The organism is Sorangium sp. So ce124 (assembly GCF_051525235.1).
GTDB classification, from domain to species: Bacteria; Myxococcota_A; Polyangia; order Polyangiales; family Polyangiaceae; genus Sorangium; species Sorangium atrum.
This window is the reverse complement of the sequence record NZ_CP150312.1, coordinates 11272815-11296129: the sequence shown is the minus strand read 5'-3', so window position 1 is coordinate 11296129 and position 23315 is coordinate 11272815. Positions and strand designations below refer to the sequence as shown.

At 69.2% G+C, this 23315-nt stretch carries 20 protein-coding genes and 1 pseudogene; 15 read left to right on the top strand and 6 right to left on the bottom strand.

Features of this window, described 5'->3' with window-relative positions:
• Window positions 1-69: 69 nt before the first annotated feature.
• Window positions 70-771: a DUF4336 domain-containing protein gene (locus WMF19_RS42425; RefSeq protein ID WP_437895579.1), complete on the top strand. Its 702-nt coding sequence runs from the start codon at window positions 70-72 to the stop codon at window positions 769-771.
• Window positions 772-927: 156 nt separating this feature from the next.
• Here WMF19_RS42425 and sigJ read toward each other — a convergent pair whose 3' ends face one another.
• Both sigJ and WMF19_RS42415 read right to left on the bottom strand, forming a co-directional pair.
• Window positions 928-1809, bottom strand: coding sequence for an RNA polymerase sigma factor SigJ (gene sigJ, locus WMF19_RS42420; protein WP_437895578.1), 882 nt, complete (start codon window positions 1807-1809; stop codon window positions 928-930).
• Window positions 1810-1814: 5 nt separating this feature from the next.
• Entirely contained in the window at window positions 1815-2837 is a 1023-nt protein-coding gene (locus tag WMF19_RS42415) for an NAD(P)H-dependent oxidoreductase (protein WP_437895577.1), read from the bottom strand.
• A gap of 327 nt (window positions 2838-3164) precedes the next feature.
• On the opposite strand from WMF19_RS42415, the gene WMF19_RS42410 reads away from it, so the two are divergent.
• The 7 genes and pseudogenes from WMF19_RS42410 to WMF19_RS42380 form a co-directional block, all read left to right on the top strand.
• On the top strand, window positions 3165-3902 hold the full coding sequence (locus WMF19_RS42410; RefSeq protein WP_437901736.1) for a TetR/AcrR family transcriptional regulator: 738 nt from the start codon (window positions 3165-3167) through the stop codon (window positions 3900-3902).
• A 19-nt stretch (window positions 3903-3921) separates the two neighbouring features.
• Window positions 3922-4347, top strand: coding sequence for a VOC family protein (locus WMF19_RS42405; protein WP_437895576.1), 426 nt, complete (start codon window positions 3922-3924; stop codon window positions 4345-4347).
• Window positions 4348-4517: 170 nt separating this feature from the next.
• The gene (locus tag WMF19_RS42400) at window positions 4518-5489 is read left to right on the top strand and encodes an SDR family NAD(P)-dependent oxidoreductase (protein WP_437895575.1); all 972 of its coding nucleotides are present in this window, start codon (window positions 4518-4520) and stop codon (window positions 5487-5489) included.
• A 263-nt stretch (window positions 5490-5752) separates the two neighbouring features.
• Window positions 5753-6700, top strand: a complete 948-nt coding sequence (locus WMF19_RS42395; RefSeq protein WP_437895574.1) for an AraC family transcriptional regulator — start codon at window positions 5753-5755, stop codon at window positions 6698-6700.
• Between the two features lie 87 nt (window positions 6701-6787).
• A complete protein-coding gene (locus tag WMF19_RS42390; RefSeq protein WP_437895573.1) occupies window positions 6788-7702 on the top strand; it encodes an SDR family oxidoreductase in 915 nt (304 codons plus the stop codon).
• Window positions 7703-7926: 224 nt separating this feature from the next.
• Entirely contained in the window at window positions 7927-9198 is a 1272-nt protein-coding gene (gene kynU / locus WMF19_RS42385) for a kynureninase (RefSeq protein ID WP_437895572.1), read from the top strand.
• Between the two features lie 50 nt (window positions 9199-9248).
• Window positions 9249-9395 (top strand): annotated as a pseudogene (locus tag WMF19_RS42380) (alcohol dehydrogenase); the annotation flags it as partial.
• Window positions 9396-9407: 12 nt separating this feature from the next.
• On the opposite strand, the gene WMF19_RS42375 reads toward WMF19_RS42380, so the two are convergent.
• Both WMF19_RS42375 and cml read right to left on the bottom strand, forming a co-directional pair.
• Window positions 9408-10583: an NADH:flavin oxidoreductase/NADH oxidase gene (locus WMF19_RS42375; protein ID WP_437895571.1), complete on the bottom strand. Its 1176-nt coding sequence runs from the start codon at window positions 10581-10583 to the stop codon at window positions 9408-9410.
• 429 nt (window positions 10584-11012) lie between these two features.
• Entirely contained in the window at window positions 11013-12257 is a 1245-nt protein-coding gene (cml, locus tag WMF19_RS42370; RefSeq protein WP_437901735.1) for a CmlA/FloR family chloramphenicol efflux MFS transporter, read from the bottom strand.
• Window positions 12258-12981: 724 nt separating this feature from the next.
• On the opposite strand from cml, the gene WMF19_RS42365 reads away from it, so the two are divergent.
• On the top strand, window positions 12982-13476 hold the full coding sequence (locus WMF19_RS42365) for a hypothetical protein (RefSeq protein ID WP_437895570.1): 495 nt from the start codon (window positions 12982-12984) through the stop codon (window positions 13474-13476).
• Here the strand turns inward: WMF19_RS42365 and WMF19_RS42360 are convergent.
• On the bottom strand, window positions 13457-14437 hold the full coding sequence (locus tag WMF19_RS42360) for a matrixin family metalloprotease (RefSeq protein WP_437895569.1): 981 nt from the start codon (window positions 14435-14437) through the stop codon (window positions 13457-13459). The genes WMF19_RS42365 and WMF19_RS42360 overlap by 20 nt on opposite strands.
• Window positions 14438-14571: 134 nt before the next feature.
• Between WMF19_RS42360 and WMF19_RS42355 the strand changes: the two genes are divergently transcribed.
• The 6 genes from WMF19_RS42355 to WMF19_RS42330 all read left to right on the top strand — a co-directional run bounded on the left by WMF19_RS42355 (window position 14572) and on the right by WMF19_RS42330 (window position 21142).
• Window positions 14572-15195, top strand: a complete 624-nt coding sequence (locus WMF19_RS42355; protein ID WP_437895568.1) for a Mut7-C RNAse domain-containing protein — start codon at window positions 14572-14574, stop codon at window positions 15193-15195.
• 172 nt (window positions 15196-15367) lie between these two features.
• The gene (locus WMF19_RS42350) at window positions 15368-16546 is read left to right on the top strand and encodes a glucose 1-dehydrogenase (RefSeq protein WP_437895567.1); all 1179 of its coding nucleotides are present in this window, start codon (window positions 15368-15370) and stop codon (window positions 16544-16546) included.
• Window positions 16543-18321, top strand: coding sequence for an IlvD/Edd family dehydratase (locus WMF19_RS42345; RefSeq protein WP_437895566.1), 1779 nt, complete (start codon window positions 16543-16545; stop codon window positions 18319-18321). The genes WMF19_RS42350 and WMF19_RS42345 overlap by 4 nt, the downstream gene beginning before the upstream one ends.
• Before the next feature lie 27 nt (window positions 18322-18348).
• Window positions 18349-19344 carry a C-terminal binding protein gene (locus WMF19_RS42340; protein WP_437895565.1) on the top strand — a complete coding sequence of 332 codons (996 nt, stop codon included), beginning with the start codon at window positions 18349-18351 and terminating at the stop codon, window positions 19342-19344.
• Between the two features lie 56 nt (window positions 19345-19400).
• Window positions 19401-20099, top strand: coding sequence for a cyclase family protein (locus WMF19_RS42335; protein WP_437895564.1), 699 nt, complete (start codon window positions 19401-19403; stop codon window positions 20097-20099).
• A gap of 32 nt (window positions 20100-20131) precedes the next feature.
• Entirely contained in the window at window positions 20132-21142 is a 1011-nt protein-coding gene (locus WMF19_RS42330; protein WP_437895563.1) for an aldo/keto reductase, read from the top strand.
• Between the two features lie 111 nt (window positions 21143-21253).
• Here WMF19_RS42330 and WMF19_RS42325 read toward each other — a convergent pair whose 3' ends face one another.
• The gene (locus WMF19_RS42325) at window positions 21254-23308 is read right to left on the bottom strand and encodes an amylo-alpha-1,6-glucosidase (RefSeq protein ID WP_437895562.1); all 2055 of its coding nucleotides are present in this window, start codon (window positions 23306-23308) and stop codon (window positions 21254-21256) included.
• Window positions 23309-23315 lie beyond the last annotated feature (7 nt).

Genomic DNA, 23315 nt, shown 5'->3' with positions numbered 1-23315 from the left:
GCGCCCGGCGAGATTGACTTCCGGATCGCGTTTGGATTTCCTGGCGCTCGCGTGGAGGAGGTCGCCCGCATGCCTGACAGCGCTCTCACCGCCGTGGTCGATGACAAGATCTGGACCCTGGACCGCCCCGTGTGGTTCAGCGGGGTACGGATGCGCGCCCGCACCACGGTCGTACGCCTCGACGACGGCAGTTTGCTCCTGCACACTCCGGCCCCTCCCACCGATGCGCTGACAGAGCAGCTACGAGCCCTGGGCCCAGTGCGCTGGCTGGTGGTACCCAACTGCTGGCATCACCTCGGGGCACCCGCGGCGGCGGCCCATTTCCCTGACGCGAAGGTGGTGGGACCGGCGTCGGCGCTCAACAGGAACAAGGCGTTGAAACTCCACATGGATATCCACGACGCCCAGTTCGGCGAGCAGGTCCCTGAGTTCGAGGCCTTGCCACTTCAGGGCGTGCCGTTCTGGGACGAGACAGTGCTCTACCATCGGCCAACGCAGACCCTGCTCGGCGCAGACATCGTCCTTTGCGCCGGCGCCAAGGACCACTGGACTTTGCGTTATGCCGCGCGCATTACCGGCTTTTACGAGCGGGTGCGCGTACCCCCCGACGCCAGAAAGAAGATTCCGGACAAGGCCGCGGCCGCGCGCTCCATCCGTGCCATGCTGGAGCGACCGGCCCAACGTCTCATCGTAGGGCATGCCGAGGTCATCGGAGAAGGTTGGCGCGACCACCTCGCACAAGCCTGGCGACTTGAGGGCGTGGAGGTGTAAGTCGACAGCGCCGCTTCCACGCGGCGCTCGCCGAGCGCCAGCCCCGTCGATCGGGCGCCCGCCATCAGGCCCATGGTGAGGCGCTCGCCCCGCACGCACCCTCTCCTCTCAACCAGCCGCTGCTCTCCAGCCCCTCCCTCCCCGGCCCCGCGCCGCTCAGCCAGCCTCCGCGAGAAAGGCTGCGAGCTTCTCTGGGTTGCGGTGGGCATAGATCCCTCGAATCACGCCCTCGTCGACGCTCACGCTCACGGCGGCGATCAGCCGATCTTCGTCGTGGACCAGGAGCCCCGGGGAACCGTTGAACCACCGCGCCACGAAGCGGTAGCGGCCGTCGGGATGCGCCGCGGCGCTCCAGACGCGGACGAAGAAGGTGCTCACCGCGTCCGCGCCGCGGAGCACATGGGTCACCGTCTCGGCCTTGCCGCCCCCGTCCGCGTGGAGCTCCACGCCCTCCGCGAGCAGGCTGCGGAGCTCGTCGATCCGGCCAGCGCGGGCGGCGTTCAGGAACGCGGTCAGGAGGCGCTGGTGCTCGGTGGACGACGCCGCGAACTTCGGCCGCGCGTCGCGGACCCGCGCGCGGGCACGGGAGGCGAGCTTCCGGCACGCTGCGCTCTCCTTGCCGAGCAGGGTGGAGATCTCATCGAAGCTGTAGCCGAACACGTCGTGCAGCAGGAACGCGGCGCGCTCGTTCGGCGTCAGCCGCTCCAGGGCGTGCATCAACGCCACCGAGACGGTCTCGTCGATCTGCGGCTCCTCGTCAGGGCTCCGCGTATCCTCCATCAACGGCTCCGGCAGCCATGTGCCCACGTAGGTCTCTCTCCGGGAACGCGCCGATTGCAGCGTGTTCAACGCGATGCGGCTGCACACCGTGACGAGCCACGCGCGCGCGTCGCGGATCTGGTCGACGTCTGTCTGGCTCCACTTCAAGAACGTCTCCTGCACGATGTCGAGAGCGTCGGCGCGCGTGCCGAGCATCCGGTAAGCGAGCCCCTCGAGGAGGGAGCGGTGGCTCTCGAAGAGATGCGTTCGGTGATCCATGACGGTTACTCGATGGCGTTGGACATCAGCACGGCGAAGCGCCAGCCCTGCGCCGTCCGCCGGAAAACATGCGTGTACTTCTGCCGCGCGGCGAAGACGCCCGCGGCGCCGCCGCGCCGCATGGCCACCTCTTGCCGGCCCATCTCGACGGCCAGGTCGCCGCTCCCCTCGATCCGCTCCGGCATCTTCCTGAACGACGCGAAGCTCGCGCTCCGGAAGAGATCCGCTTCGCACGCGAGGAACCGCTCGCGGCCGGAGACGACATCGTGGCCCGGGATCAGGAGCTGAATGTCGTCGGTGCAGAGCGCTGCGTAGGCCTCCGCGTCGCCCTGCTGGATGGCAGCAGCCTGCGCAGCCCGCAGCCCGCCGATCTCCCGGCGATCTTCCTCGGTGAACGGCCCGAGCCACACAGGCTCTCCAGGAGAGGCGAAGAGACGGTCGATCTCGGCCCGCGCGCACGCTATGCGACGCGACCGAGAGACCTCGTCTCCGCTCATCCCCTCCAGCGAGATCACGTCGACCTTCGTGACGCCGATGAAGGCCAGTATCGCCCGCAGCGTGCGGGTCTGAAGCTCGTCCGCGGCGGCGGGCGAGGCGACGCCGCCGCGCGTCGTCACGACGGACGCCGACTTGCTGGTGAGGAGGCCCACGTAGCGCCCTTCTACCTGCGTGAACGTACGGTCATTGCGGATGACGTGATCGAAGTACGCCTTGAGGGTCGATGGCAGCGTGAGGTTGTACAGCGGGCTGCTGATCAGCAAGTGATCGGCCGAGCTCAGCTCGTCGATCAAGGCGTCGGACAGCACGAGGCCCTCGGGCGGCGGCCCCCCGGAAGGCGGCTGGGGCGCGAGAAACGCAGCGATGGTCGCGGCGTCGAGGTGCGGCACCGGATACCGGGCGAGGTCGCGAACGATGACGCGGCCGCCTGGATTCGACTCTGTCCAGCGTACCTGGAAATAGTCCGCCACGCTCCGCGAGATCGACCCTTGCGTGCGGGCGCTTGCATCTATCCTGAGCAGCTTCTTCATGTCCTCTCCGGGTGGGGTCCGCTCCCAGGACAAAGCAGCCCACCCGAATGTGACCGCCGGCGCAGCACGGACGCAGGCGGTCGCGCCCGGCACGTCGGCCCGCCCGCTCCGCCAGGCTCCCCTTGCTCCACGCCAGCGCAGCGGCGCTCGGGGACGAGCTGGCCGCCAGGGTCGTTCACGCGGCGATCGGGCAGCTCCTCGGCCTGCTCGACCGGATGGGCCTGCGCAAGGCGCACGCGGGAGAAAAACGAGACCTTCAAGTTTCGGAACTTGACAGTTCCGGAACCGCCGGGTATCGATAAGTCCAGAGGTCGAGAGGCAACCTGGATGACTCGGAAGGAAGGCGACTCGGTTGAGGTCCAGCCCGCACAACCCGGGCGAAAGCGAGACCACTCGCGCGACGCTGAGATCCTCGACGCGACGCTCGAGGTCCTCGCGGAGGTGGGCGCTGCGGGCCTGACGATGGACCTGGTGGCCGCGCGAGCAGGAGCCGGGAAGGCGACCATCTACCGCCGTTGGACCTCGAAGGCGGAGCTGGTCATCGACGCCGTCGCGCACATGAAGCGCAAACAGGTGGATCTCGAGCATCTGCCCGACACGGGCACGCTCCGCGGAGACCTCCTCGGCTTGTTCAAGCCGCAGTCGATCGAGGAAGCCGAGCACAAGCTCAAGATCATGACCGGGCTCGCCTCGCTGCTCTCGCAGGAGCAGGCGCTCGCCGAGGCGGCAAACAGCGCGGTCGTCCAGCCGTGGGCCGAAGCGCATTTCGCGCTGATGCAGCGAGCCGTCGCCCGCGGCGAGATCTCGGCGTCCGCCGACATCGGCACGCTGTCTCAGGTCATCCCGTCGATGGCCGCCTACCGCACCCTGGTCCAGCGCAAGCCGATCGACCTGGCCTTCCTCGTGTCGATGGTTGACGGAGTCATCGTACCAGCCCTCCGGAATCAGCCCTCCGACGTGCCACCAGACTCGCCAGGTCACCGACCCGATCACGCTGCCTCACGGGTCGACAAATCCCCGTCGCGCCGACGATCCGCGAGCGCGCGGGCACGCTCAAAACCCTGAAAATGCATGGGAGAACGTCATGACCGTCAGCGTTACCAACCACCTCAATTTCCGCGGCGACGCCCGAGCGGCGCTGGAGTTCTACCAGCTCGTGTTCGGCGGTGACATCACCATCGTGACCTACAAGGACGCACAAAACGTCCAAACTCCGTCGGAGGCCGATCAGGTGATGTGGGGCCAGGTCGCTGCCAAGAACGGCTTCCGAGTGATGGCTTACGACGTGCCTTCCCGCATGCCATGGGAGCAGGGTAAGAACGCGTTCTTTGTCTCGGTCCGCGGCGACTCGGCCAAGGAAATCACCGAGCTCTGGGAGAAGCTCTCCGCTGGCGCGACCGTCGCGCAGCCTCTGGCGCAGTCGGGGTGGACGCCCCTCTACGGGATGCTCAAGGACCGCTTCGGCGTCACCTGGGTCCTGGATGTCGCCACGGAGTACAAGGCCCCCTGAGCCAGAGGAAGAACGCGTGGAATCGCCGCGCCCAGGGCCCGACGCTGGGGCTCCCGCGCCGATGAAGACCGAGCGTGGGTGATTGTGCCGCGCTTCGCAGCCTCGGTGTGGGGTCCGCCGGGCGAGGGCCCGCGCGTCGACGCACAGCAGCTTCTTCGCAGGAGACAACGATGGCCCAGATCTTTGGAGCGACGTCGGCCACAGAGGAAGTCCTCGCGGGCCGCGATCTCAGCGGCAAACGCATCCTGGTCACCGGCGTCTCTGCCGGCCTCGGGATCGAGACGGCGCGCGCGCTCGTGGCCCATGGAGCCCACGTGGTCGGCGCAGCGCGTGACCTGGCCAAGGCGGAAGCAGCCACCCGCCGGGCGCAGGCGGCGGCTACCGGCTCCGGCGGCCTGGAGCTGGTAGAGCTGAACCTCGCCTCGCTGGCGAGCGTCCGTCGCTGCGCCGACGACCTGCTGAAGCGCGGGGAGCCGTTCGACGTTCTCATCGCCAACGCCGGTGTCATGGCGTGTCCGTTCGGCCTGACCGACGACGGGTTCGAGCTGCAATTCGGCACGAACCACCTCGGGCATTTCGTGCTCGTCAATCGGATTGCGTCCTTGCTGCGTGGAGGCTCGAGGGTGGTGGCTCTATCGTCCTCGGGACATCGCTACTCGGACGTCGACCTCGACGATCCGCATTTCGAGCGCACGCCTTACGAGCCGTTCGTCGCGTATGGGCGCTCCAAGACCGCGAACATCCTGTTCGCGGTGGAGCTCGATCGACGCCTCCGTGAGCGCGGGACGCGCGCCACCGCTGTGCACCCGGGCGTCATCGAGACCGAGCTCGGGCGCCACCTCCCCGACGACGCCCTCGCGACCTTCGTGGAGCGGAGCAACGCGGACCTCGCTGCTCGAGGCAAACCGCCGTTCGCGCTCAAGACCATTCTCCAAGGCGCGGCGACCTCGGTCTGGGCTGGCGTGGTGGCCGCGGCGGACGAGGTGGGAGGCCGCTACTGCGAAAACTGCCATGTCACAACGAGGGTGACCCTCGACCCGATCGATCCCATCAGCGAAGGGGTCCGCCCGTACGCGCTCGATCCGGAGCGGGCAGCGGCGCTCTGGGCGAAGAGCGAAGAGCTGGTCGGCGAGCGCTTCTGAACCTACTGGCGAGAGCATGCATTCCTCAGAAGCCCACTCGTCTCCCTCGGGGCTGCTGGCCTTGCTCTCCCATGAATGTCGCTTCAGCGAAAATCAAGGCATCGAGATAACGATGGTGGTGATGGCACCTTGGAGGAGGGACGACCGGCAACCCCGGCGTCGCCGCCGGCGCGGCGGCGCTGCTCCCCGCGCTCACCGCGGCGCTCGCCGCGCGCCTCGTCGCGCGGTGGTTCCACCTGGCGGCATGCGCCATAGTGCGACGCGTGTCGCTCGACGCTGCGATCCACTCCGTTGCCGGCGATCCGCTCACCGACATCCTCCGGCTCACCCAGGCCACCTCGGTCATGGCCGGAGGCATCGCCGCCGGTGGCCGCTGGGCCGTCCACTTCCCGCCGCCCGGCGAGATGAAGATCTCGCTCGTCGCCAAGGGCGGCTGCTGGTTCCGCCTGGACGGCCACAAGAAGGCGATCCGCGGCGAGCCGGGGGACGCGGTGCTCCTGCCCGGGAGAAAGGGGTTCCTCGTCGGCAGCGATCTCTCGGCCCCGCCCCTCGACGTGAGGTGCCTGCTGGCCCAGAAGCGCCACCTCTTCTCCACCATCGGTGACGGCTCCGAGGTGCTGCTCCTCGCCGGCGGCGTGACCCTCGATCCGCGCCACGCCGACCTCGTGCAGAGCGCGCTTCCGCCTTTTCTGCACGTGCACGCGACCGCGCCCCAGGCAGCCCCCATCCGCTGGCTCATCGAGCAGCTGCTGGCGGAGCAGACCGCGCGCGGCGCGCCGGGCGCCTTCCTCTCGGCGTCGATGCTGGCGCAGCTGCTGTTCGTCCAGATCCTGCGCGCCCACCTGGCCACGGCGCCACGCCTGCCCGCGGGCTGGCTGCGGGCCCTCCGCGACGAGCGGCTGGCGGCGGCGCTGCGCCTCCTCCACGGCGAGCCGGCGCGCGACTGGAAGCTCGAGGAGCTGGCTCGCGCCGCGGCGATGTCGCGCACCACCTTCGCCGTGCGCTTCAAGGAGGCCGCAGGGACGGCGCCGCTCCAGTACCTCACGGCGTGGCGCATGCGGCTGGCGGAGCGGCGGCTGCGGGACGAGGCAGCGCCGATCTCGCAGATCGCCGCCGCGCTCGGCTACTCGTCGGAGAGCGCCTTCAGCCAGGCCTTCAAGCGCGTCACCGGCAAGCGGCCGCGGGACTACCGCAACGAAGCGCGCGGCTGAAGTTCGTCGATCGTTCCGTACGCTCGCGACAGTCATCGGCACGCTCGCGCATGGTGCGTTCGATAGGCCATCGCTATCGATGAGGACATGCGAACCGTGCTCGTCCTCGGCGGCACCGGGCTCACCGGCCGCCGCCTCGTCAACGTGCTGCTCCAGGAAGGGTTCCTGGTCCGCTGCGCCGTGCGCAACCTCGACGCCGCCCGCGCCAGATTGCCCGCCGCCGCCGAGCTCGTGCGCGGCGACATCGCCGACCGCGCCTCCATCGAGGAAGCGGCTCGCGGCTGCGAGGCCGTGTTCAACTGCGTGCACACGCTCTCGCCGCAGAAGGGCGCCGCGCCCGGCGAGACCTTCGTGGACACCGAGGTGCGCGGCCTGGAGAACGTGGTGGCGGCCTGCCGGCTCCACGGCGTGCGGCGCGTGCTCTACGTGACCTTCCTGGGCATCACGCCCGACACGCGCTCGATCTGGGCACGCGGTCGCTGGAAGGCCGAGCAGATGCTGCTCGGCAGCGGGCTCGACGTGACCATCCTCCGGCCGGGGCAGATCGTGGGACGCGGCGGCTTCGGCTTCGAGACAACGCTGGCCAACGCGCGGCGGCGCGTGGCGCTGATCCTCGGCAGCGGCCGGAACCGCATGCAGAACATCGCGCTCGACGATCTCGTCCATTACCTCGTCCGCAGCCTCGACGAGCCGCGCACCTTCGGCCGGGCCTTCGACGTGGGCGGCGACGTGGCGTTCACCACCGACGAGATGGTCGACGTGGCGGCCCGCGTGCTCGGCCGGCGCCCGCCGTGGAAGCTGCACCTCCTGCCCTGGCTGCTGGCGCCGTTCGCCGGGCTCTTCGAGCGCCTGGCTGGCCTGCCCCGCGGCGCCTTCGCCGACCTGCTGCTGGGCGTGGACGCCGACCTCGTCGGCGATGTGAGGCCGATCCGCGCCATCATCCCGCTCACGCCCATGCCCTACGCGCAGGCCGTCGAACGGGCGCTCGCCGCTGGCGCCTGATAGGCGTCGATGCGTCGTCGCTGGCCCCGGAAACCTTGAAAAGGCAGGACAGGTATCGGCAAGTCCACCACCGCGGCCTCGCCATCCTGGAAGGCTTGCAGCTGGAGGACATGCCGCCCGGCGACCACGACGGATCGCCCTGCCGTTCACGCTGGCCACCCTGGGCGCGAGTCCGGTCCGTGCCATGCTGCGCCCCTGCGCTGCTGGACCGAAGGACGCCTGACATGAGCCTGCAAACCACCCGCGACACCTGCCTTGCCCGCGACGCAAGCGACCCGCTGCGCCACCTGCGCGACGAGTTCGCGCTGCCGGACGACGTGATCTACCTGGACGGCAACTCGCTGGGTGCTCGCCCCAAGGCGTCGCTGATCCGTGCCAGGGAAGTGATCGAAGCGGAATGGGGCGACGGCTTGATCCGTAGCTGGAACACGGCCGGATGGGTGCACTTGTCCCGCCGCCTTGGCGACCTGCTGGCCCCGCTGATCGGCGCCGGCAGCGGCGAAGTGGTGGTCACCGACACGACGTCCATCAACCTGTTCAAGGTGCTGGCCACCGCCCTGCGCCAGCAGCAGGGCACCGCGCCCCAGCGCCGGGTGCTCGTGTCGGAGCGCGACAACTTCCCCACCGACCTGTACATCGCCGAGGGCCTGACCGAGCTGCTGAAGATGGGCGGCGGCGCAGCCTACGAGTTGCGCCTGATCGACTCGCCCAAGGAGCTGCCGCAGGCGATCGGCGACGACGTGGCGGTGCTGATGCTCACCCATGTCAACTACAAGACTGGCTATATGCACGACATGGCCGCCGTCACGGCGCTCGCGCACGAGGCCGGCGCGCTGACCGTGTGGGACCTGGCGCATTCCGCAGGCGCCGTGCCGGTGGACCTCCACGGCGCCCGCGCCGACTTCGCCGTCGGCTGCACCTACAAGTACCTGAACGGCGGCCCCGGCGCGCCGGCCTTCCTGTGGGTGGCGCCGCATCATCAGAACCGCTTCTGGCAGCCGCTGTCCGGCTGGTTCGGCCATGCCCGGCAGTTTGCGATGGAACCCGCCTATGCCCCCGCCGACGGCATCGGCCGCTTCCTCTGCGGCACCCAGCCGATCACCGCGCTTTCGCTGGTGGAATGCGGGCTTGCCGTCTTCCGCCATACCGACATGGCCGCGCTGCGCGCCAAGTCGCTGGCGCTGACCGAGCTGTTCATCCAGCTGGTGGAAGCCCGCTGCGGACAGCATCCGCTGACCCTGATCACCCCGCGCGACGGCGCCCGCCGCGGCAGCCAGGTCAGCTTCGAGCACCCGCAGGGCTACGCGGTGATGCAGGCGCTGATCGCCCGTGGCGTGATAGGCGACTACCGCGAGCCGCGCATCATGCGCTTCGGCTTCACCCCGCTGTATACCCGCTTCGTCGACGTCTGGGACGCGGTGGACGTGCTGCGCGACCTTCTGGAGAGCGGCGCCTGGGACAAGCCGCAATTCCACAAGCGCGGCGCGGTGACCTGATCCACCCGTACCCTGAACGACAAGGAGTCGCCCTCCTGCGGCCAGCGAGCGGCAGCGCCGGCGTCGCCATCGCCCTGGCGATGGGGGCAGGCTGCGTCATCGCGCCGGGCCGGAACGAAGCGGCGCTGGAAGATCTGGCCCGCCGTTTCGGCCCGCGCGTCAGCACCGTGAGGCTCCCCGGCAGCGAGGAGGACGACGAGGGCTTCATCTCACCTCGCCCGCCGCTTCACGGCATATCCGTACGGGACCGGCCAGGTCGGCTCCGCCTCGAGCTCCTGCTGGGCCTTGATCGCCCAGTAGGGCTCGCGCAGCAGCTCCCGGCCGACGAACACCAGGTCGGCGTCGCCGCCCGTGATGATCTCGGAGGCCTGCCGGGGCTCGGTGATCAGCCCGACCGCGCCGGTGCGGATCCTCGCCTCCTCGCGGATCCTCTGCGCGAAGCCGACCTGATATCCCTTGCCCACCGGGATACGGGCCCTCGGGACCAGGCCTCCGGAGGAGGCGTCGATGAGGTCGACCCCGAGGTCGCGGAGGCGGCGAGCGAGCTCCACCGAACCATCGATGTCCCAGCCGCCCTCGGCCCAGTCGGTCGCGGAGATGCGGACGAAGAGCGGGAGATCCGCCGGCATGTGCCGGCGCAGGCGCTCGGCGACGCGCAGGAGGAGGCGCATCCGGTTCTCGAGGCTGCCGCCGTAGGCGTCCGTCCTGTGATTGCTGAGGGGCGAGAGGAACTCGTGCAGCAGGTAGCCGTGCGCCGCGTGGATCTCGAGCACGCGGAAGCCCGCGCCGAGCGCCCGGCGCGCGGCCGCCTCGAACGCGTCGACAACGGCGTCGATGCCCGCCTCGTCGAGCGCCAGCGGGGCCGGATCCCCCTCGGCGAACGGCAGGGCGCTCGGGGCCACCACCGCCCAGCCGCCCTCCTCCGGTGTCTTGAGCCGAGCGCCGCCCCGCCAGGGCACATCGCAGCTCGCCTTCCGGCCGGCGTGCGCGAGCTGGATGCCGGCGATCGCGCCCTGGGCCTCGACGAACCGCGCGATGCGCGCGAGCGGCTCGGCGTGCGCGTCGCTCCAGATGCCGAGATCGGCCGGCGTGATCCGGCCGTCCGGCGTCACCGAGGTGGCCTCGACCATCGCGAGCGCCACGCCGCCGACCGCGCGGCTGCCGAGGTGGACCAGGTGCCAGTCGTTGGCGAGCCCTCCGCGAGCCCAGTACTGGCACATCGGGGACATCACGACGCGGCTCCGGAAGCGGACGCCGCGGATCGTGAGCGGGCTCAGGAGGTCAATCTCGGGGATGTCGCGGTCGTGCTCAGCGTCCGCCAGGCAGCCGTGGAGCAGGCCGCCGACGTCCTCGGTGACGGCGTTCGTCGCGTGGGTGATGTGCATTCCGGTCCTCCGGTGGAGGGCCCGAGAGGGGCCGTGAGGGTCGCCCGCGCCGGCGTTGCAACGATGCTGCCACGGGGGTGCCGCGCGCCACGCCCGAGATCGGCCGCTGCTGGCGGCCGCCACGAGCATCCGCCATGATGGTTCGGGGGCTCTCGTCGGTTCGCGTTCGCAGTTCGTGTCCACGGGGCGGGTCGCCCTGCTCGCGCCGTCCCCCCGCGACCCGGCCGCGCTCGCTCCCGGCTCGCCGACAACCCCGGAATCGAATCAACAGGAGCCCTGAATGAGCATGGAACGACAGGAGATCTCCTCGTGGGCGGCGATGCCGTCCGTGCCCGACCACGGCGTCGCGCGCGCCGCGCCGTGGGCGACGTGATCGCTGCCCTGATATCCGACAGCTGCCGTCACACGACCGCCGCCGATCTCGACGTTTCAGGCGGCTTCATGATCTGAGCGATCCGCTTCGCGAGCGCACAGGACATCCCGAGCCGGGGACCTCTCCACCCGCCTGACGAAGCCCAGCACAACGAGGGCCATGAGCGCGCAGTAGGCCGCCAGCGGCCATGCCGTATCCCCAGGCAGCAGGATGACGAGCGTCGTTCCGACGATTCCCACGACCAGGCTCTCGATGCAGTAGTAGAGCGCGGTAGCGGTGCCGGCGACGTGGCTGAAGCGCTGGAGCGCGCCATTCGCCGTCACCGAGCTGGCGAACACGATGCCGATCGCGATGATCCACATGGGCGGGATGAACGTCCAGAACGACGGAGAGGCCATCACCTGCCCGACGGCGAGCAGCGCGGCTCCCAGGAGCAGCATCCCCATCCCGCGGACGAGGCTCCCGGCCCTTCCCCATCGCGCCACGAATCGCTTCGCGAACCGGGTCGTCGCGATCATGACGAGGGCGACGGTGGCGAAGGCGAGGCTGAAGACGAGCTGAGAGAAGCCGACCCGATCGATCAGGATCCGTGACGCGGTCGAGAAGAAGACGAAGAACGCGCCCATCGCCGCGCTGAAACCGAGCGTGTAGGTCCAGAACGACGCGTCCGCCAGGATCCCACCGAGCGCCGCGCGTGGCTTCGACGCGTTCACGGGCCGAGTCTCGTGCCACCTCGGCGCCGCGTTCAGCGCCGCCGCGGTGGCGGCGACGCCGAGCGCAATGAAGATCGCGCGCCAGCCGAGGTGGTCCGCGAGCAGAGCGCCGAGCGCGGGTCCCAGCGCGGGCACGAACGCCAGCATCGAGCCGAACAGGCCGTAGATCACCGTCCCCTCGGCGCGCTCCGCATAGACGTCGCGCACCGTCGCGAAGGTCGCGACGAGCGCCGCGGCCGCGCCCAGCGCCTGAAGAATGCGAAGAACGACGAACGCTGCGGCGGATACGGCGCCCGCAAGCAGATACGACGCGGCCGCAAACAAGGCTGCGCCGCCCAGCAGGACCGGCCGGCGGCCAATCCTGTCCGAAATGGGCCCGAACACGAGCTGTCCCGCGCCCAGGACGACCATGTAGAGGCTCAACGTCAGCTGAATGACCGCCGGCGATGTGCCGAGGATGCCTGGCATGATCGGCACCACCGGCAGGTAGACATCCATGGCCAGCGAGGCCAGCAGGTCGAAAGGAGCCATCAGCAGCAGCGCTGCGGACAGCGAGAAATTCCAGGTTCTTGATATTGTTCGAGGCACGACGATACACCCGCGCAAATGGTGGACATTCGGCGGCGATCTGCCTCCAGGACGGCGTTCGTCGAACGATCGAGAGCAGATGGCCGCAGCAACGATTTCAGGGGTTGCTGCGGCTCAATCGTCTGACTGGGCTGTATCCATCCTTACACCTGGGCGTAGCGTTCGTTGCGGACGGTGACAGGATAGCGGCCATCGAGCCGCTCGTCGAGGGATCACGAAGCCTCGACGCCCAGCCGCTCCTCGCGCGCCCTCCAGCCGTGAGCCACAGTAACGGCAGCGCGAGCTACGGCTTCCCTCCCGGGATCGGCGCATAGGCGTGGTGGATCCGGCGATCGGCGTCACGACCATGAGGCGCATCTCGGAGCCGTTCTTGGTCGTGAACGTCCAGTCGTCGATGCCGGTCGGGAACTGCCGCAGCCTCGCCTCGATCTCGCTCAGATCCTGCTGCCCAACGCATCATCGCAGCGCATGCCGGCGTCATCGCAGAAGGTTGCCGCGACCGCCTCGCACAGGCCTTGCGACTGGAGGGCGTGGAGGTGTAGTTTGCGAAATCGGGGCATGCCCGCCCCCTCGCCGCACAGGCCCCCACAACAACGATCGCTCGTCCGAGCGGCGGCTCCGCATCGGTTACGTGTCACCCGACTTCCGAACCCACGTCGTGATGTTCTAAGCACCGCTCATGGGCAAAACAGCCAAACTGCTTTCGGTCCCGAAAGAGCGGCAGATGGAGGCGCTCCTCGCACGCAGCGCCGAGATCCGCGACGAATTTCGAGCGTGCTTTTCGGTCTCGCCCGGACACCCGAAGACGCACGAGGAGCCGCGGGAGGCCGAAGAGCCCCATTTCGACGGGCTCTGGGTCTTCGGGGACGGGCCCGGCGTCGAGGTGGGCGACACCGGCGCGTACGTCGGAGCCGAGCTCCTTTGCAATCGCGCGCTCGGGGAGCGCTCCTACGTGCAGTACGAGTACCGCATCGAAGCGCTCGATCGTCGTTACAAGGGCGACTACGCTCCGTATTACAGGAGCCGCGGCAGGATCCTGAAGCACATCGGAAAGCGCCTCGAGCTCTTCTGCGCGTACTCGCTGCTCGAGCTCTACGAGTTGGTGAAGGGCCGCGGGGTCGAGGACACGACGCTCGACGCCCTCTTCTCGCCCAGGCACGTGAAGGCCATGTTCACGGCGTTCCGCGTGCCGATCCGCTTCACCGGCGACCTCGGTTGAGGTGCGGCAGTCGCCGATCCGGGCCGCGCTCGCCGGCGCGGGGACGCCCGACGGCGCGGAGCCAGGCGGCCGCGCCGATCGCGATGACGGCGAGCGGGGCGCTCCACCCTGGGCCGCCGGCGGCGGGCGGCGCCGCGCTGCAGCGGACCAGCTGATCCTCGGCGCACTCGGGCGCGAACCCGTGTGGAGGGATGGGGTTGCAGGTCGACGCGGAGAGATCCCGAGGGGGGTAGATCTGGCAGATGCCCGCGATATCGTCCTCGTGCAGCGTTCGGAAGTTCATCGGGTCCGACCTGTCGTACCTGGCGTGCATTGTCGCCTCGGGGCCGGCCATGGAGTGGTCGAGGCCCAGGAAATGCCCGGCCTCGTGCGTGACGATGGCGAGCAGATCTTCCCTCGGCGCGGCGGAGTCGTCCCCGACGGTGAAGTCGTAGAGATCGCTGTTGATCTCCATGTCGGCCCCCCAGAGCTCACCGGTCTTCCTGTCGAACTGCACCGTCGTGAGCGCGAGCATCTCGGTGTTGTGCCCCGAGCTCGCGAGCCACTCCATATCGCGGAAGACGACCACGTTGGCGTTGCCCGGCACGAGGCCGTCGACGATCCTCGTCTTGCCGTCCCTTGCGTTGAGCTCCACCGCTCCACAGGCGACGGGCCCGAGGTTCTGGACGCGGAGCCCCGGCGTTCCCCCGTCGCAGGGCGCCTGCATCCACGTGTCGAACGCGGCATCGAGCACGTCGGAGATCTCCTGGTAGGAGATCTCGCTGGACGCGTCTTCCTGGATGCTGAAACCAATGCAATCGCCCGCCCAGCGGAGCGGCTTGCAATCACCGACCGGCTGGTCGTCCTGTAGGCAGAGCTCCGACCTCTTGCAGGTGTTCGAGCGGCAGTAGGCCGACGCCTGCTGCGCGCTCGCCAGCACGGCGAGCGCGGCCGCCACGCAGGAGCACCATGCACGCTTCATCGACATCGACTCCTCCACGATCGGTTGACCCTACGGCGACGGTAGCAGCGCGCGGCGGGCGCGTGGGGATTTCGCCGGCGGCGCCCTTGCCGCCCGCTGGCCTTCCGCCATCCTGAGCGCGATGGGGCGTGCTCGTGGGTGAGGCGGGCGGCGGAGCCGATCCGGCGCAGGGCGGCGCGGCTCCGGCGCAAGGCGCCGCGGCGGCGCAGGACAGCGCGGCTCCGGCGCAGGGCGGCGCGGGGGCGCCGAGCTTCCTGTGCGACGCGATGCTGGGCGGCCTGTCGCGCTGGCTGCGCGGCGCGGGCTACGACGCCATGTTCGAGCACGGCATCGACGACGGCGATCTCGTGCGCCTCGCGCAGCAGACCGGCCGGGTGCTGCTGAGCTCCGACGCCGGCGTGTTCGAGCGGCGCTCCCTGCGCACCGCGGCCGTGCGCGGGCTCTACGTGCCGCGCGGGCTGCGGCCGACGGAGCAGGCCGGCTTCGTGCTGCGGGAGCTCGGGCTGCCCGTGCGGGACCCCCGCTGCATGGCGTGCGGCGGCGCGCTCACGGCCGCCCCGAAGGACAGCGTGCGGGATGCGGTGCCGGCGGTGGTCGCGGATCGCCACGACGAGTTCTGGCGGTGCGACCGCTGCGGCAAGGTCCTTTGGAAGGGCAGCCACTGGGATGGCATCGTCGCCGGCTTGGCCACCGCGGCCGGCGCCGCCGCAACCGAAGCCCCGGCTCCGCCGCCGGGCAGCCGCAAGCCTCCGCCCTGACGCGGACGGCGGGCAGGATCGATTCGCCGGCCAGAACCGCCCGACGACGACTAGGTCGCTCGCCCGAGCGTCGCGAGCCGATCTGCCCCCCGTGGGCTTGCGACATTCCCAGGAGCGGCGCATGGAGCGCCCGCACGGCGGCGGTGCCCCCGATTGTCGCAGGAGAGAGCGCATGAGATCGCTTGCGGCGCTGATGTCCGAGAGGGTTGTGCGTCTCATCGAGGAAGACGAACCGGATGGCCTGCGACTGGCACCCGGGCACGTCCTGCTGCGCACGCTCGAAGTCGGCGTGTGCGGAACCGACCGAGAGATTGCGGCATTCGCCTATGGGTCGGCGCCGGCAGGGACGGACCGGCTCGTGCTGGGACACGAGGCCCTCGCGGAGGTCGTGCGCACCGGCGCGGGCGTGGCTCGCGTTCGCCCAGGGGATCTCGTGGTGCCGACCGTGCGCCGTCCCTGCAACCGAATCGAGTGCCCGGCCTGCCGCGTCGGGCACCAGGACTTCTGCACGACGGGGCAGTTCGTCGAGCGCGGCATCTCGGGAGCAGGCGGCTTCATGACCGAGCTCTTCGTCGAGGAGGAACGCTACCTCGTCCCCGTCCCTCCGGCCGTCGGCGAGCTCGGCGTCCTCGTCGAGCCGCTGAGCGTCGCGGCCAAAGCGTTCGCCCAGCTCGACGCCATCCTGGCCCGCCTGCCATGGGACAAAGACAGGGCGCAGGCCCTGGTCCTCGGCGCCGGACCGATCGGCGTGCTCACGGCGATGGGCCTTGTCGTGAAGGGCTATCGGACCGTCGTCTTCTCGAGAGAGCCGGATGACGACGATCGGGCCCAGATCGTGCGCAGCATCGGCGCCGACTACGTGTCGAGCGAGTCCACCGACATCCACGGGCTCGCGAGCCGCATGGGCCGGTTCGATGTGATCGTCGAAGCGGTCGGCGTGCCAGAATTCGCGTTCCGGACGCTCCCCGCGCTGGCGGTGAATGGCACGTTCATCCTCACAGGCGTCCCCGCGCCGAGGCCCGAGTTCGGCTTCGACGGCGCCGGTCTGATGCACAACTTCGTCATGCAGAATCAGGTGATGTTCGGGACCGTGAACGCTGACCACGCCTCGTACGAAGCCGCCGTCCGGATGCTGGAGCAGTGCCTAATCCGGTTCCCCGACGCCGTGCGCCGCGTGATCGCGCGACGGGTTGCGCTCGACGAGGCGCCGGCCTTGCTGCGAGCAGCGGGGGGCGGTGTGAAGACGGTGATCCAGATCGGAGAGGCCTCGACGAAGCGGCGCGACGGAGGGCTTCCGGCTCCCGGACGGAGCGCGGCGCGATCGGCCTCTGCGGGAGCGAGGGAGCGGTGAACCAGAGGCGAACGCTGCGAAGTCAAGCCTGGTGGGACGACGCGGGCAATCCGGAGATGACGGCGCTGTACCTCGAGCGCTTCCTGAACTTCGGGCTGACCCGCGGAGAGCTCCAACGCGGGCGCCCCATCATCGGGATCGCCCAGACGGGGAGCGATCTCGTGCCGTGCAATCGCCACCACCTGAGCCTGGCGGACCGCGTCAAGGACGGCGTGCGTGACGCCGGCGGGATCCCGCTGGAGTTCCCGGCGCACCCGCTCCAGGAGACGGGCAAGAGGCCCACTGCAGCCCTCGACCGGAACCTCGCGTACCTCGGGTTGGTGGAGGTGCTCTTCGGCTACCCGCTCGACGGCGTCGTGCTGACGACGGGCTGCGACAAGACGACGCCGTCCTGCCTGATGGCGGCGGCGACGGTCGACCTCCCCGCGATCGTCCTCTCGGGCGGGCCGATGTTGAACGGGTATTACCAGGGAAGGCTCGCCGGCTCGGGGCTCGTGGTCTGGGAGGCGCGCAGGCTGCTGGCGGCTGGCAAGGTGAGCTACGCGGAGTTCATGGACATGGTCGCCGCGGCTGCGCCCAGCGCGGGGCACTGTAATTCCATGGGAACGGCATTGTCGATGAACGTCCTCGCCGAGGCCGTCGGCATGACGCTGCCAGGGTGCGCGGCGATCCCGGCGCCCTACCGGGAGCGGGCGCAGATGGCGTACGCTACTGGACGTCGGATCGTGGAGATGGTCCACGAGGACCTGACGCCGAGCGCGATCATGACCAAGGCCGCGTTCGAGAACGCGATCGCCGTCGCCTCTGCGATCGGCGCATCGACCAATTGCCCGATCCATATGAATGCCATCGCGCGCCATGTCGGGGTCGACTTGACCGACGACGATTGGCAGAGGGTGGGGCAAGACGTCCCCTTGCTCGTCGACTGCCAGCCCGCCGGGCGCTTCCTGGGGGAGGACTTTCATCGCGCGGGCGGGGCCCCCGCGGTCATGAACGAGCTGCTCCGCGCGGGCCGCCTCCACGCCGACGCTCTCACGGTATCCGGACGAACCGTGGGTGACAACGTGGCCAGCGCCGTCGCCACCAACCGCGACGTGATCCGACCGTACGAGGACCCCCTCCGCAGCGCGGCAGGAGTGCTCGTCATGAGCGGGAACCTCTTCGACTCGGCCGTCATGAAGACGAGCGTGATCTGCGATGCCTTTCGCGACCGCTACCTGTCGGATCCAGAACATCCGGATGTCTTCGTGGCGCGCGCCGTCGTGTTCGAGGGGCCGGAGGATTACCACGCTCGCATCAACGACCCGTCGCTCGGGATCGACGAGAGCTGCATCCTCGTCATGCGCAATACGGGGCCGGTAGGTTATCCCGGCTCCGCGGAGGTGGTGAACATGCAGCCCCCCGACGCGCTGATTCGACGTGGGTTGACGTCGCTGCCCACGCTCGGCGACGGCCGCCAGAGCGGCACCTCGGACAGCCCCTCGATCCTGAACGCGTCGCCCGAGTCCGCGGTGGGAGGGGGCCTTGCGCTGCTCCGGACGGGGGATCGCATCCAGATCGATCTGCGGCGGCGCCGCGTCGACGTGCTGCTCTCCGACGCGGAGCTCGACAAGCGCCGCAAGTCCCTGAAGCTGCCGCAGCTCGAGAGCCAGACTCCATGGCAGGAGATCTACCGGAGCACGGTCGGTCCGCTGTCCAGCGGCGCGTGCCTCGAGCCTGCCCTTCGGTACCAACACCTGGTGCAGCTTCGCGGGCTGCCCCGTCACTCCCACTGAACGGTTCTGGAAACGGAGGTGAACCCCATGAGCATGGAAAGGACGGGGCCGGTCGTCGTGCTGGACTACGATTTCGGCGACATTGACGTCGAGCGCTCTCTCCTGGAGCCGGCCGGCTTCGAGGTCGTCGCCGCGCAGTGCAAGACCGAAGAGGATGTCGCGGCTGCCGCCCACGACGCCGCCGGCGTGCTCACGCAGTACGCGGAGGTCAAGGAGCGAGCGATCTCGGGGCTCCGGCGCTGCCGGGTCATCGCCCGGTACGGCACGGGAGTCGACACCGTCGACGTCGCGGCGGCGACAAGGCGCGGGATCCGCGTGACCAACGCGCCGAACGACTGGTGCGCCGACGAGGTCGCCGATCACGCCGTGGCGCTCCTGCTCACGCTCGCCCGCAAGCTGCCCGCCTACGATCGCGCCACGCGCCGTGGCTCCTGGTCCTGGCAGGACGGCCGGCCGATCCACCGGATACGGGGAGCGACCCTGGGGCTCCTGTCCTTCGGCGCGATCGCCCGGGGTATCAGCGCGAGGATGGCGAGCTTCGGCGCGCGAATCATGACGCACGATCCCTTCCTCGACCCGGACGAGATCCGCGCCGCGGGCGCCGCGCCGGTGCCCTTCGGCGAGCTCCTCGAGCGCTCCGACTACCTCGTCCTCCAGGCGCCGCTGACGACCGAGACGCGTGGTCTCATCGGGGAACGCGAGCTCCGGCGCATGAAGCCGACGGCGATCCTCGTGAACACCGCCCGCGGCCCGATCATCGACGACAGCGCGCTCTACCGGGCGCTCAAGGAGGGCTGGATCGCGGGCGCCGGGCTCGACGACATCGCCGAGGAGCCGGCCAAGCGGCGCGACTGGAAGCCCACGAGCCCGCTCCTCTCGCTCGACAATGTCGTCATCACGCCCCACGCCGCATACTACTCGGACGAGTCGATCGAGTTCGTCCGACGGTTCGCGGCCAACGAGATCGTCCGAGTCCTGTCCGGACAGGAGCCGATGTCGCCCGTGAACCTCATGGCCGCTTGAGGCCGCCGCCTCGTCGACGCCAGCGGGCACGATGGATGCCTCCGAGGGAGGCATCCATGAAACAATCAGCCCTGAACCAGTCGAAGGAGCTGTGGGTCGACGTGAGTGTACCGATCCGTAACGGGATGGTGCACTGGCCGGGCAACCCCGAGGTAAAGATCGTCCAGACGCAGGATCTCCAGCGCGGCGATCCCGCGACCGTCTCCCATCTCTCGCTGGGCACGCACACCGGCACGCACGTCGATGCTCCGGCTCATTTCATCGTCCACGGCGCGGGCATCGACCGTGTTTCGCTCGAGCGGCTCATCGGGCCAGCGCGCGTCCTCGATCTCGGAGAGTATGATCGCATCACGCCGGCCCACGTCGATCCCGCCGACATCCGCCCCGGCGATCGCGTCCTGTTCAAGACGGGAAACTCCGCGCACTGGGACGAAACGCAATTTCGCTCGGATTACACCTATCTGTCATTCGAGGCGGCCAATCACCTGGTCGAGCGAGGCGTCTGGACCGTGGGGATCGACTACCTGTCGATCGGAGGCATGGATCGCGGGGCCGAGACGCACCATGTCCTGCTCGCCGCCGGAGTCTGCATCATCGAAGGGCTGGATCTCTCGCGCGTCGAGCAGGGTTGGTACGACCTGGTCTGCCTGCCGCTGCGCCTCGAGGGTCTCGACGGCTCTCCTGCCCGGGTCGTCTTGCGCCGGCGGCGATCGGAGAGATCGGAGAACGAAGCGGCGCCCGAGATGCGGCGGTGACCGGGCGTCGTTTTGCCGCAAGGAGGCTGGCTATGGAGGTTGCGAACATTCGTGATGTGCCGATCCCGGCGAGTCGAGTCGGCCTCGGGACCTGGGCCATGGGCGGGTATCAATGGGGCGGCGCCGACGACGACATGTCGGTTCGAACGATTCACGCGGCGCTCGACCTCGGGATCAACCTGATCGACACAGCGCCGGCCTACGGGTTCGGCCACTCCGAAGAGGTCGTCGGACGGGCCGTCGCCGAGCGGGGTCAGCGCGACCGGGTCGTCCTTGCGACCAAGGTGGGCCTCGAGCGCCGCGGGGACGCGCTCTTCAGGAACGGGACGCGAAGGCAGATCTTCGAGGAGATAGAGCTCTCGCTCAGACGGCTGCGCACCGATTACATCGATCTCTATCAGGTTCACTGGCCGGATCCGCAGACCCCCTACGAGGAGACGGCCAGGGCCCTCCTCGAGCTCCAGCGTGACGGCAAGATCCGCGCGATCGGCGTCTCCAACTATTCGATCGACGCGATGGTCCGGTTCCGCGCCGTCGCGCCGATCGCCTCGGCCCAGCCGCCGCTGAACCTCTTCGAGCGGCAGGCGGAGGGCGACATCCTGCCGTGGTGCCACGACAACGGGGTCGCCACGCTCACGTACGGCGCGCTCTGCCGCGGGCTCCTGAGCGGCGCCATCGACGAGAAGACCGCGTTCCAGGGGGACGACCTCAGGAAGACCGATCCGAAGTTCCAACCCCCACGCTTCGCGCAGTACCTCGAAGCCGTGAGGCGCCTCGAGCGATTCGCGCGTGACCGCTACGCTCGGAGCGTGCTCGCGCTCGCGGTGCGCTGGGTGCTCGACCAGCGGGGAGTCTCGGTGGCTCTCTGGGGCGCGCGACGACCGGATGAGCTCGCGCCGATCGGCGATGTGATGGGCTGGCATCTCGACGACGAAGCCCGCGCTCACATCGACGCCGTGCTCGCCGAGACGGTGCGCGATCCGGTGGGTCCCGAGTTCATGGCGCCGCCGGAGCGCCGAGAAGCCATGGCTCCGGCAGCCTGACCCCTACCCACGCCAGAAGTCCGGTCATCTCCGGCCGGGCTTCTGGCGGGCAGAGCGGGTCGCCGTCACGTGGGTTCGAGCTGGTCCGAGCTCCCTCGGCCCCCGAACGCCTCACGCCGCTCTCGCCCCGGGCTCCGGGCGCGCCCGACCGAAGGCGTCGCTCCTGCCCCAGCGCCCAGGGATCTCGAGGAGTCGAATCTCCCCGAACTCGCCAGGGACCGCCGGATCGACGAGCAGGCGATCGCCCATCGGCTCCAGCCCGAGCACAGCGCGCAGAAAGAGCATGGGAGCCCCCGTGGCCCAGGCCTGCGGGCTGCACGCGGTCGGGTACTCGACAGGAAACTTCGTAAGCTCTCGTGGATATCCAGCGAACGCCTCCGGCAAGCGGTAATGGAAGAACGGCGCCGCGGCCAGGTTGCTCGTCGCGATGCGCCCCGCCTCCACCCTGAAGCCGTAGCGCCGGAGCCCGAGCGCGATGAGCGAATTGTCATGCGGCCAGACCGTGCCGACGTGATACCCGATGGGATTGTACCCGCCCTCGTCGTCGGCCATGGTGCGCACGCCCCAGCCGCTGAACAGACGAGGGCCGACGAGGTGCTCGACCACCCTCTCCACCTTCGACGTCTCGACGATACCGCTCCAGAGCAGGTGGCCGATGTTGGACGTCAAGGAATCGACCTGGCGCTTGTGGCCATCCAGAGCGAGCGCGAAGAACCCGCGATCGTCGATCCAGAAGTCTTGATTGAATCGACGCTTCAGCTCCGCCGCCTCTCGCTCCAGGCGCGCCGCGAGCTCGGGGTCCCGCCAGAGCTCACGAGCGAGCCGGGCGCTCCGCACCTTCGCGTCGTAGACGTAGCCCTGGATCTCACAGCACGCGAGGGGCCGTGGCGCGAGCGTTCCATCATGAAATACGATGGAATCCCACGAGTCTTTCCAGCACTGGTTCTCCAGTCCAGTCTCGGGGTTGCGCGTGTCGTATTCGACATACCCGTCGCCATCGCGGTCACCCCACTCGTCGATCCATCGAAGAGCGGCGCGCGCGGTGTGTTCCATGGCCAGGACGAGCTCGGCGTCGCCGGTCCAGCGTTCGTACTCGTCCAGCAGGACCAGAAAGAGCGGAGTCGAGTCCGCGGAGCCGAAATAGGGGGAATGGGGCCGCTCTTCGAAGGCTGTCAGCTCGCCCCATCGAACCTCGTGGAGTATCTTTCCTGGCTCCTCGTCGCGGAAGTCGTCCCGGCGGCTGCCCTGCCGGCGCGCGAGGTAGCGGAGCGTGGAGCGCGAGAGCTCGGGGACGAAGGGCAACGCTTGCAGGCTCGTGATGATGCTGTCGCGGCCGAACGCCGCCATGAACCACGGCAGGCCAGCGGCCGGAATGGCGGCGTCCGGCATGAGCTTGGAGAAGAATCGAAGCGCGGCGAGGTCGATGAGGCTCCGCTCATAGGTCCGCGCGAGGGCGTCGTTCGAGGTGATGAGCCGTGGCGCCCTGTCGATCCAGCTCTCGAGGCTGGTGCCGATGTTCGGTCGCGCGTGGTTCTCGCCATGGGCGTACTTCACCCGACTGTGCCGCTCCTCCAGGCCGTCGATCGCCGCCAGGACGTCGAGGCAGGTGCTCCAGCTGCCGTGCGGCTCGATGTGCACCCGGAACGTCAGGCCGGTTGGATCGACCTGCGCGGGCTGCGACGCGGAGATCCATGTTTCGCGCACGAATCGCTCGCGACGGTATCCGAGGACGAGCCGCGCGTCTTCGATGCGGTGATAGCGCTCGCCCTTCTTCTGGAGCATGTCCTTGACCTCGAACAGATCGGCGAAGTCGGCGGCGGCCTGGATGCGGACCTCGAGGTCGACGGGGGCCTTTCCGTGGTTCATGAGCAGGAGGTCCTCGTGGAACCCGTCGCCCGCGAACCGGGTTCGGACGATCGACAGGGTCGATTCGACGTACATGGCGGCGGGCCTCGGGACGAGGAAGAACTGAGCCTGGAAGTACTGCACGTCGTCGGTGGACAGCGCGGCCGGGACGATGCCGTCGATCGTCAGGATCCATTCGGACAGAAAGCGCGTATCGAGGTGAAAGAGGCCGAGCGGCCGGTTGACGGAGTGTTCGATGTTGCCGCGCACGTCGCTGACGACGAAGGTACCGCCGTCCAGGATGCTCACTTGCCGTTCCATGTGCCCC

Coding starts and splice junctions, on each gene's coding strand:
- WMF19_RS42340 (WP_437895565.1), top strand. CDS start 18,349: ATGAGCATGGAAAGGACGGGGCCGGTCGTCGTGCTGGACTACGATTTC.
- WMF19_RS42330 (WP_437895563.1), top strand. CDS start 20,132: ATGGAGGTTGCGAACATTCGTGATGTGCCGATCCCGGCGAGTCGAGTC.
- WMF19_RS42410 (WP_437901736.1), top strand. CDS start 3,165: ATGACTCGGAAGGAAGGCGACTCGGTTGAGGTCCAGCCCGCACAACCC.
- WMF19_RS42425 (WP_437895579.1), top strand. CDS start 70: ATGCCTGACAGCGCTCTCACCGCCGTGGTCGATGACAAGATCTGGACC.
- WMF19_RS42360 (WP_437895569.1), bottom strand. CDS start 14,437: ATGAAGCGTGCATGGTGCTCCTGCGTGGCGGCCGCGCTCGCCGTGCTG.
- WMF19_RS42375 (WP_437895571.1), bottom strand. CDS start 10,583: ATGCACATCACCCACGCGACGAACGCCGTCACCGAGGACGTCGGCGGC.
- kynU (WP_437895572.1), top strand. CDS start 7,927: ATGAGCCTGCAAACCACCCGCGACACCTGCCTTGCCCGCGACGCAAGC.
- WMF19_RS42365 (WP_437895570.1), top strand. CDS start 12,982: ATGGAGGCGCTCCTCGCACGCAGCGCCGAGATCCGCGACGAATTTCGA.
- WMF19_RS42335 (WP_437895564.1), top strand. CDS start 19,401: ATGAAACAATCAGCCCTGAACCAGTCGAAGGAGCTGTGGGTCGACGTG.
- WMF19_RS42390 (WP_437895573.1), top strand. CDS start 6,788: ATGCGAACCGTGCTCGTCCTCGGCGGCACCGGGCTCACCGGCCGCCGC.
- WMF19_RS42325 (WP_437895562.1), bottom strand. CDS start 23,308: ATGGAACGGCAAGTGAGCATCCTGGACGGCGGTACCTTCGTCGTCAGC.
- WMF19_RS42415 (WP_437895577.1), bottom strand. CDS start 2,837: ATGAAGAAGCTGCTCAGGATAGATGCAAGCGCCCGCACGCAAGGGTCG.
- WMF19_RS42405 (WP_437895576.1), top strand. CDS start 3,922: ATGACCGTCAGCGTTACCAACCACCTCAATTTCCGCGGCGACGCCCGA.
- WMF19_RS42400 (WP_437895575.1), top strand. CDS start 4,518: ATGGCCCAGATCTTTGGAGCGACGTCGGCCACAGAGGAAGTCCTCGCG.
- sigJ (WP_437895578.1), bottom strand. CDS start 1,809: ATGGATCACCGAACGCATCTCTTCGAGAGCCACCGCTCCCTCCTCGAG.
- WMF19_RS42350 (WP_437895567.1), top strand. CDS start 15,368: ATGAGATCGCTTGCGGCGCTGATGTCCGAGAGGGTTGTGCGTCTCATC.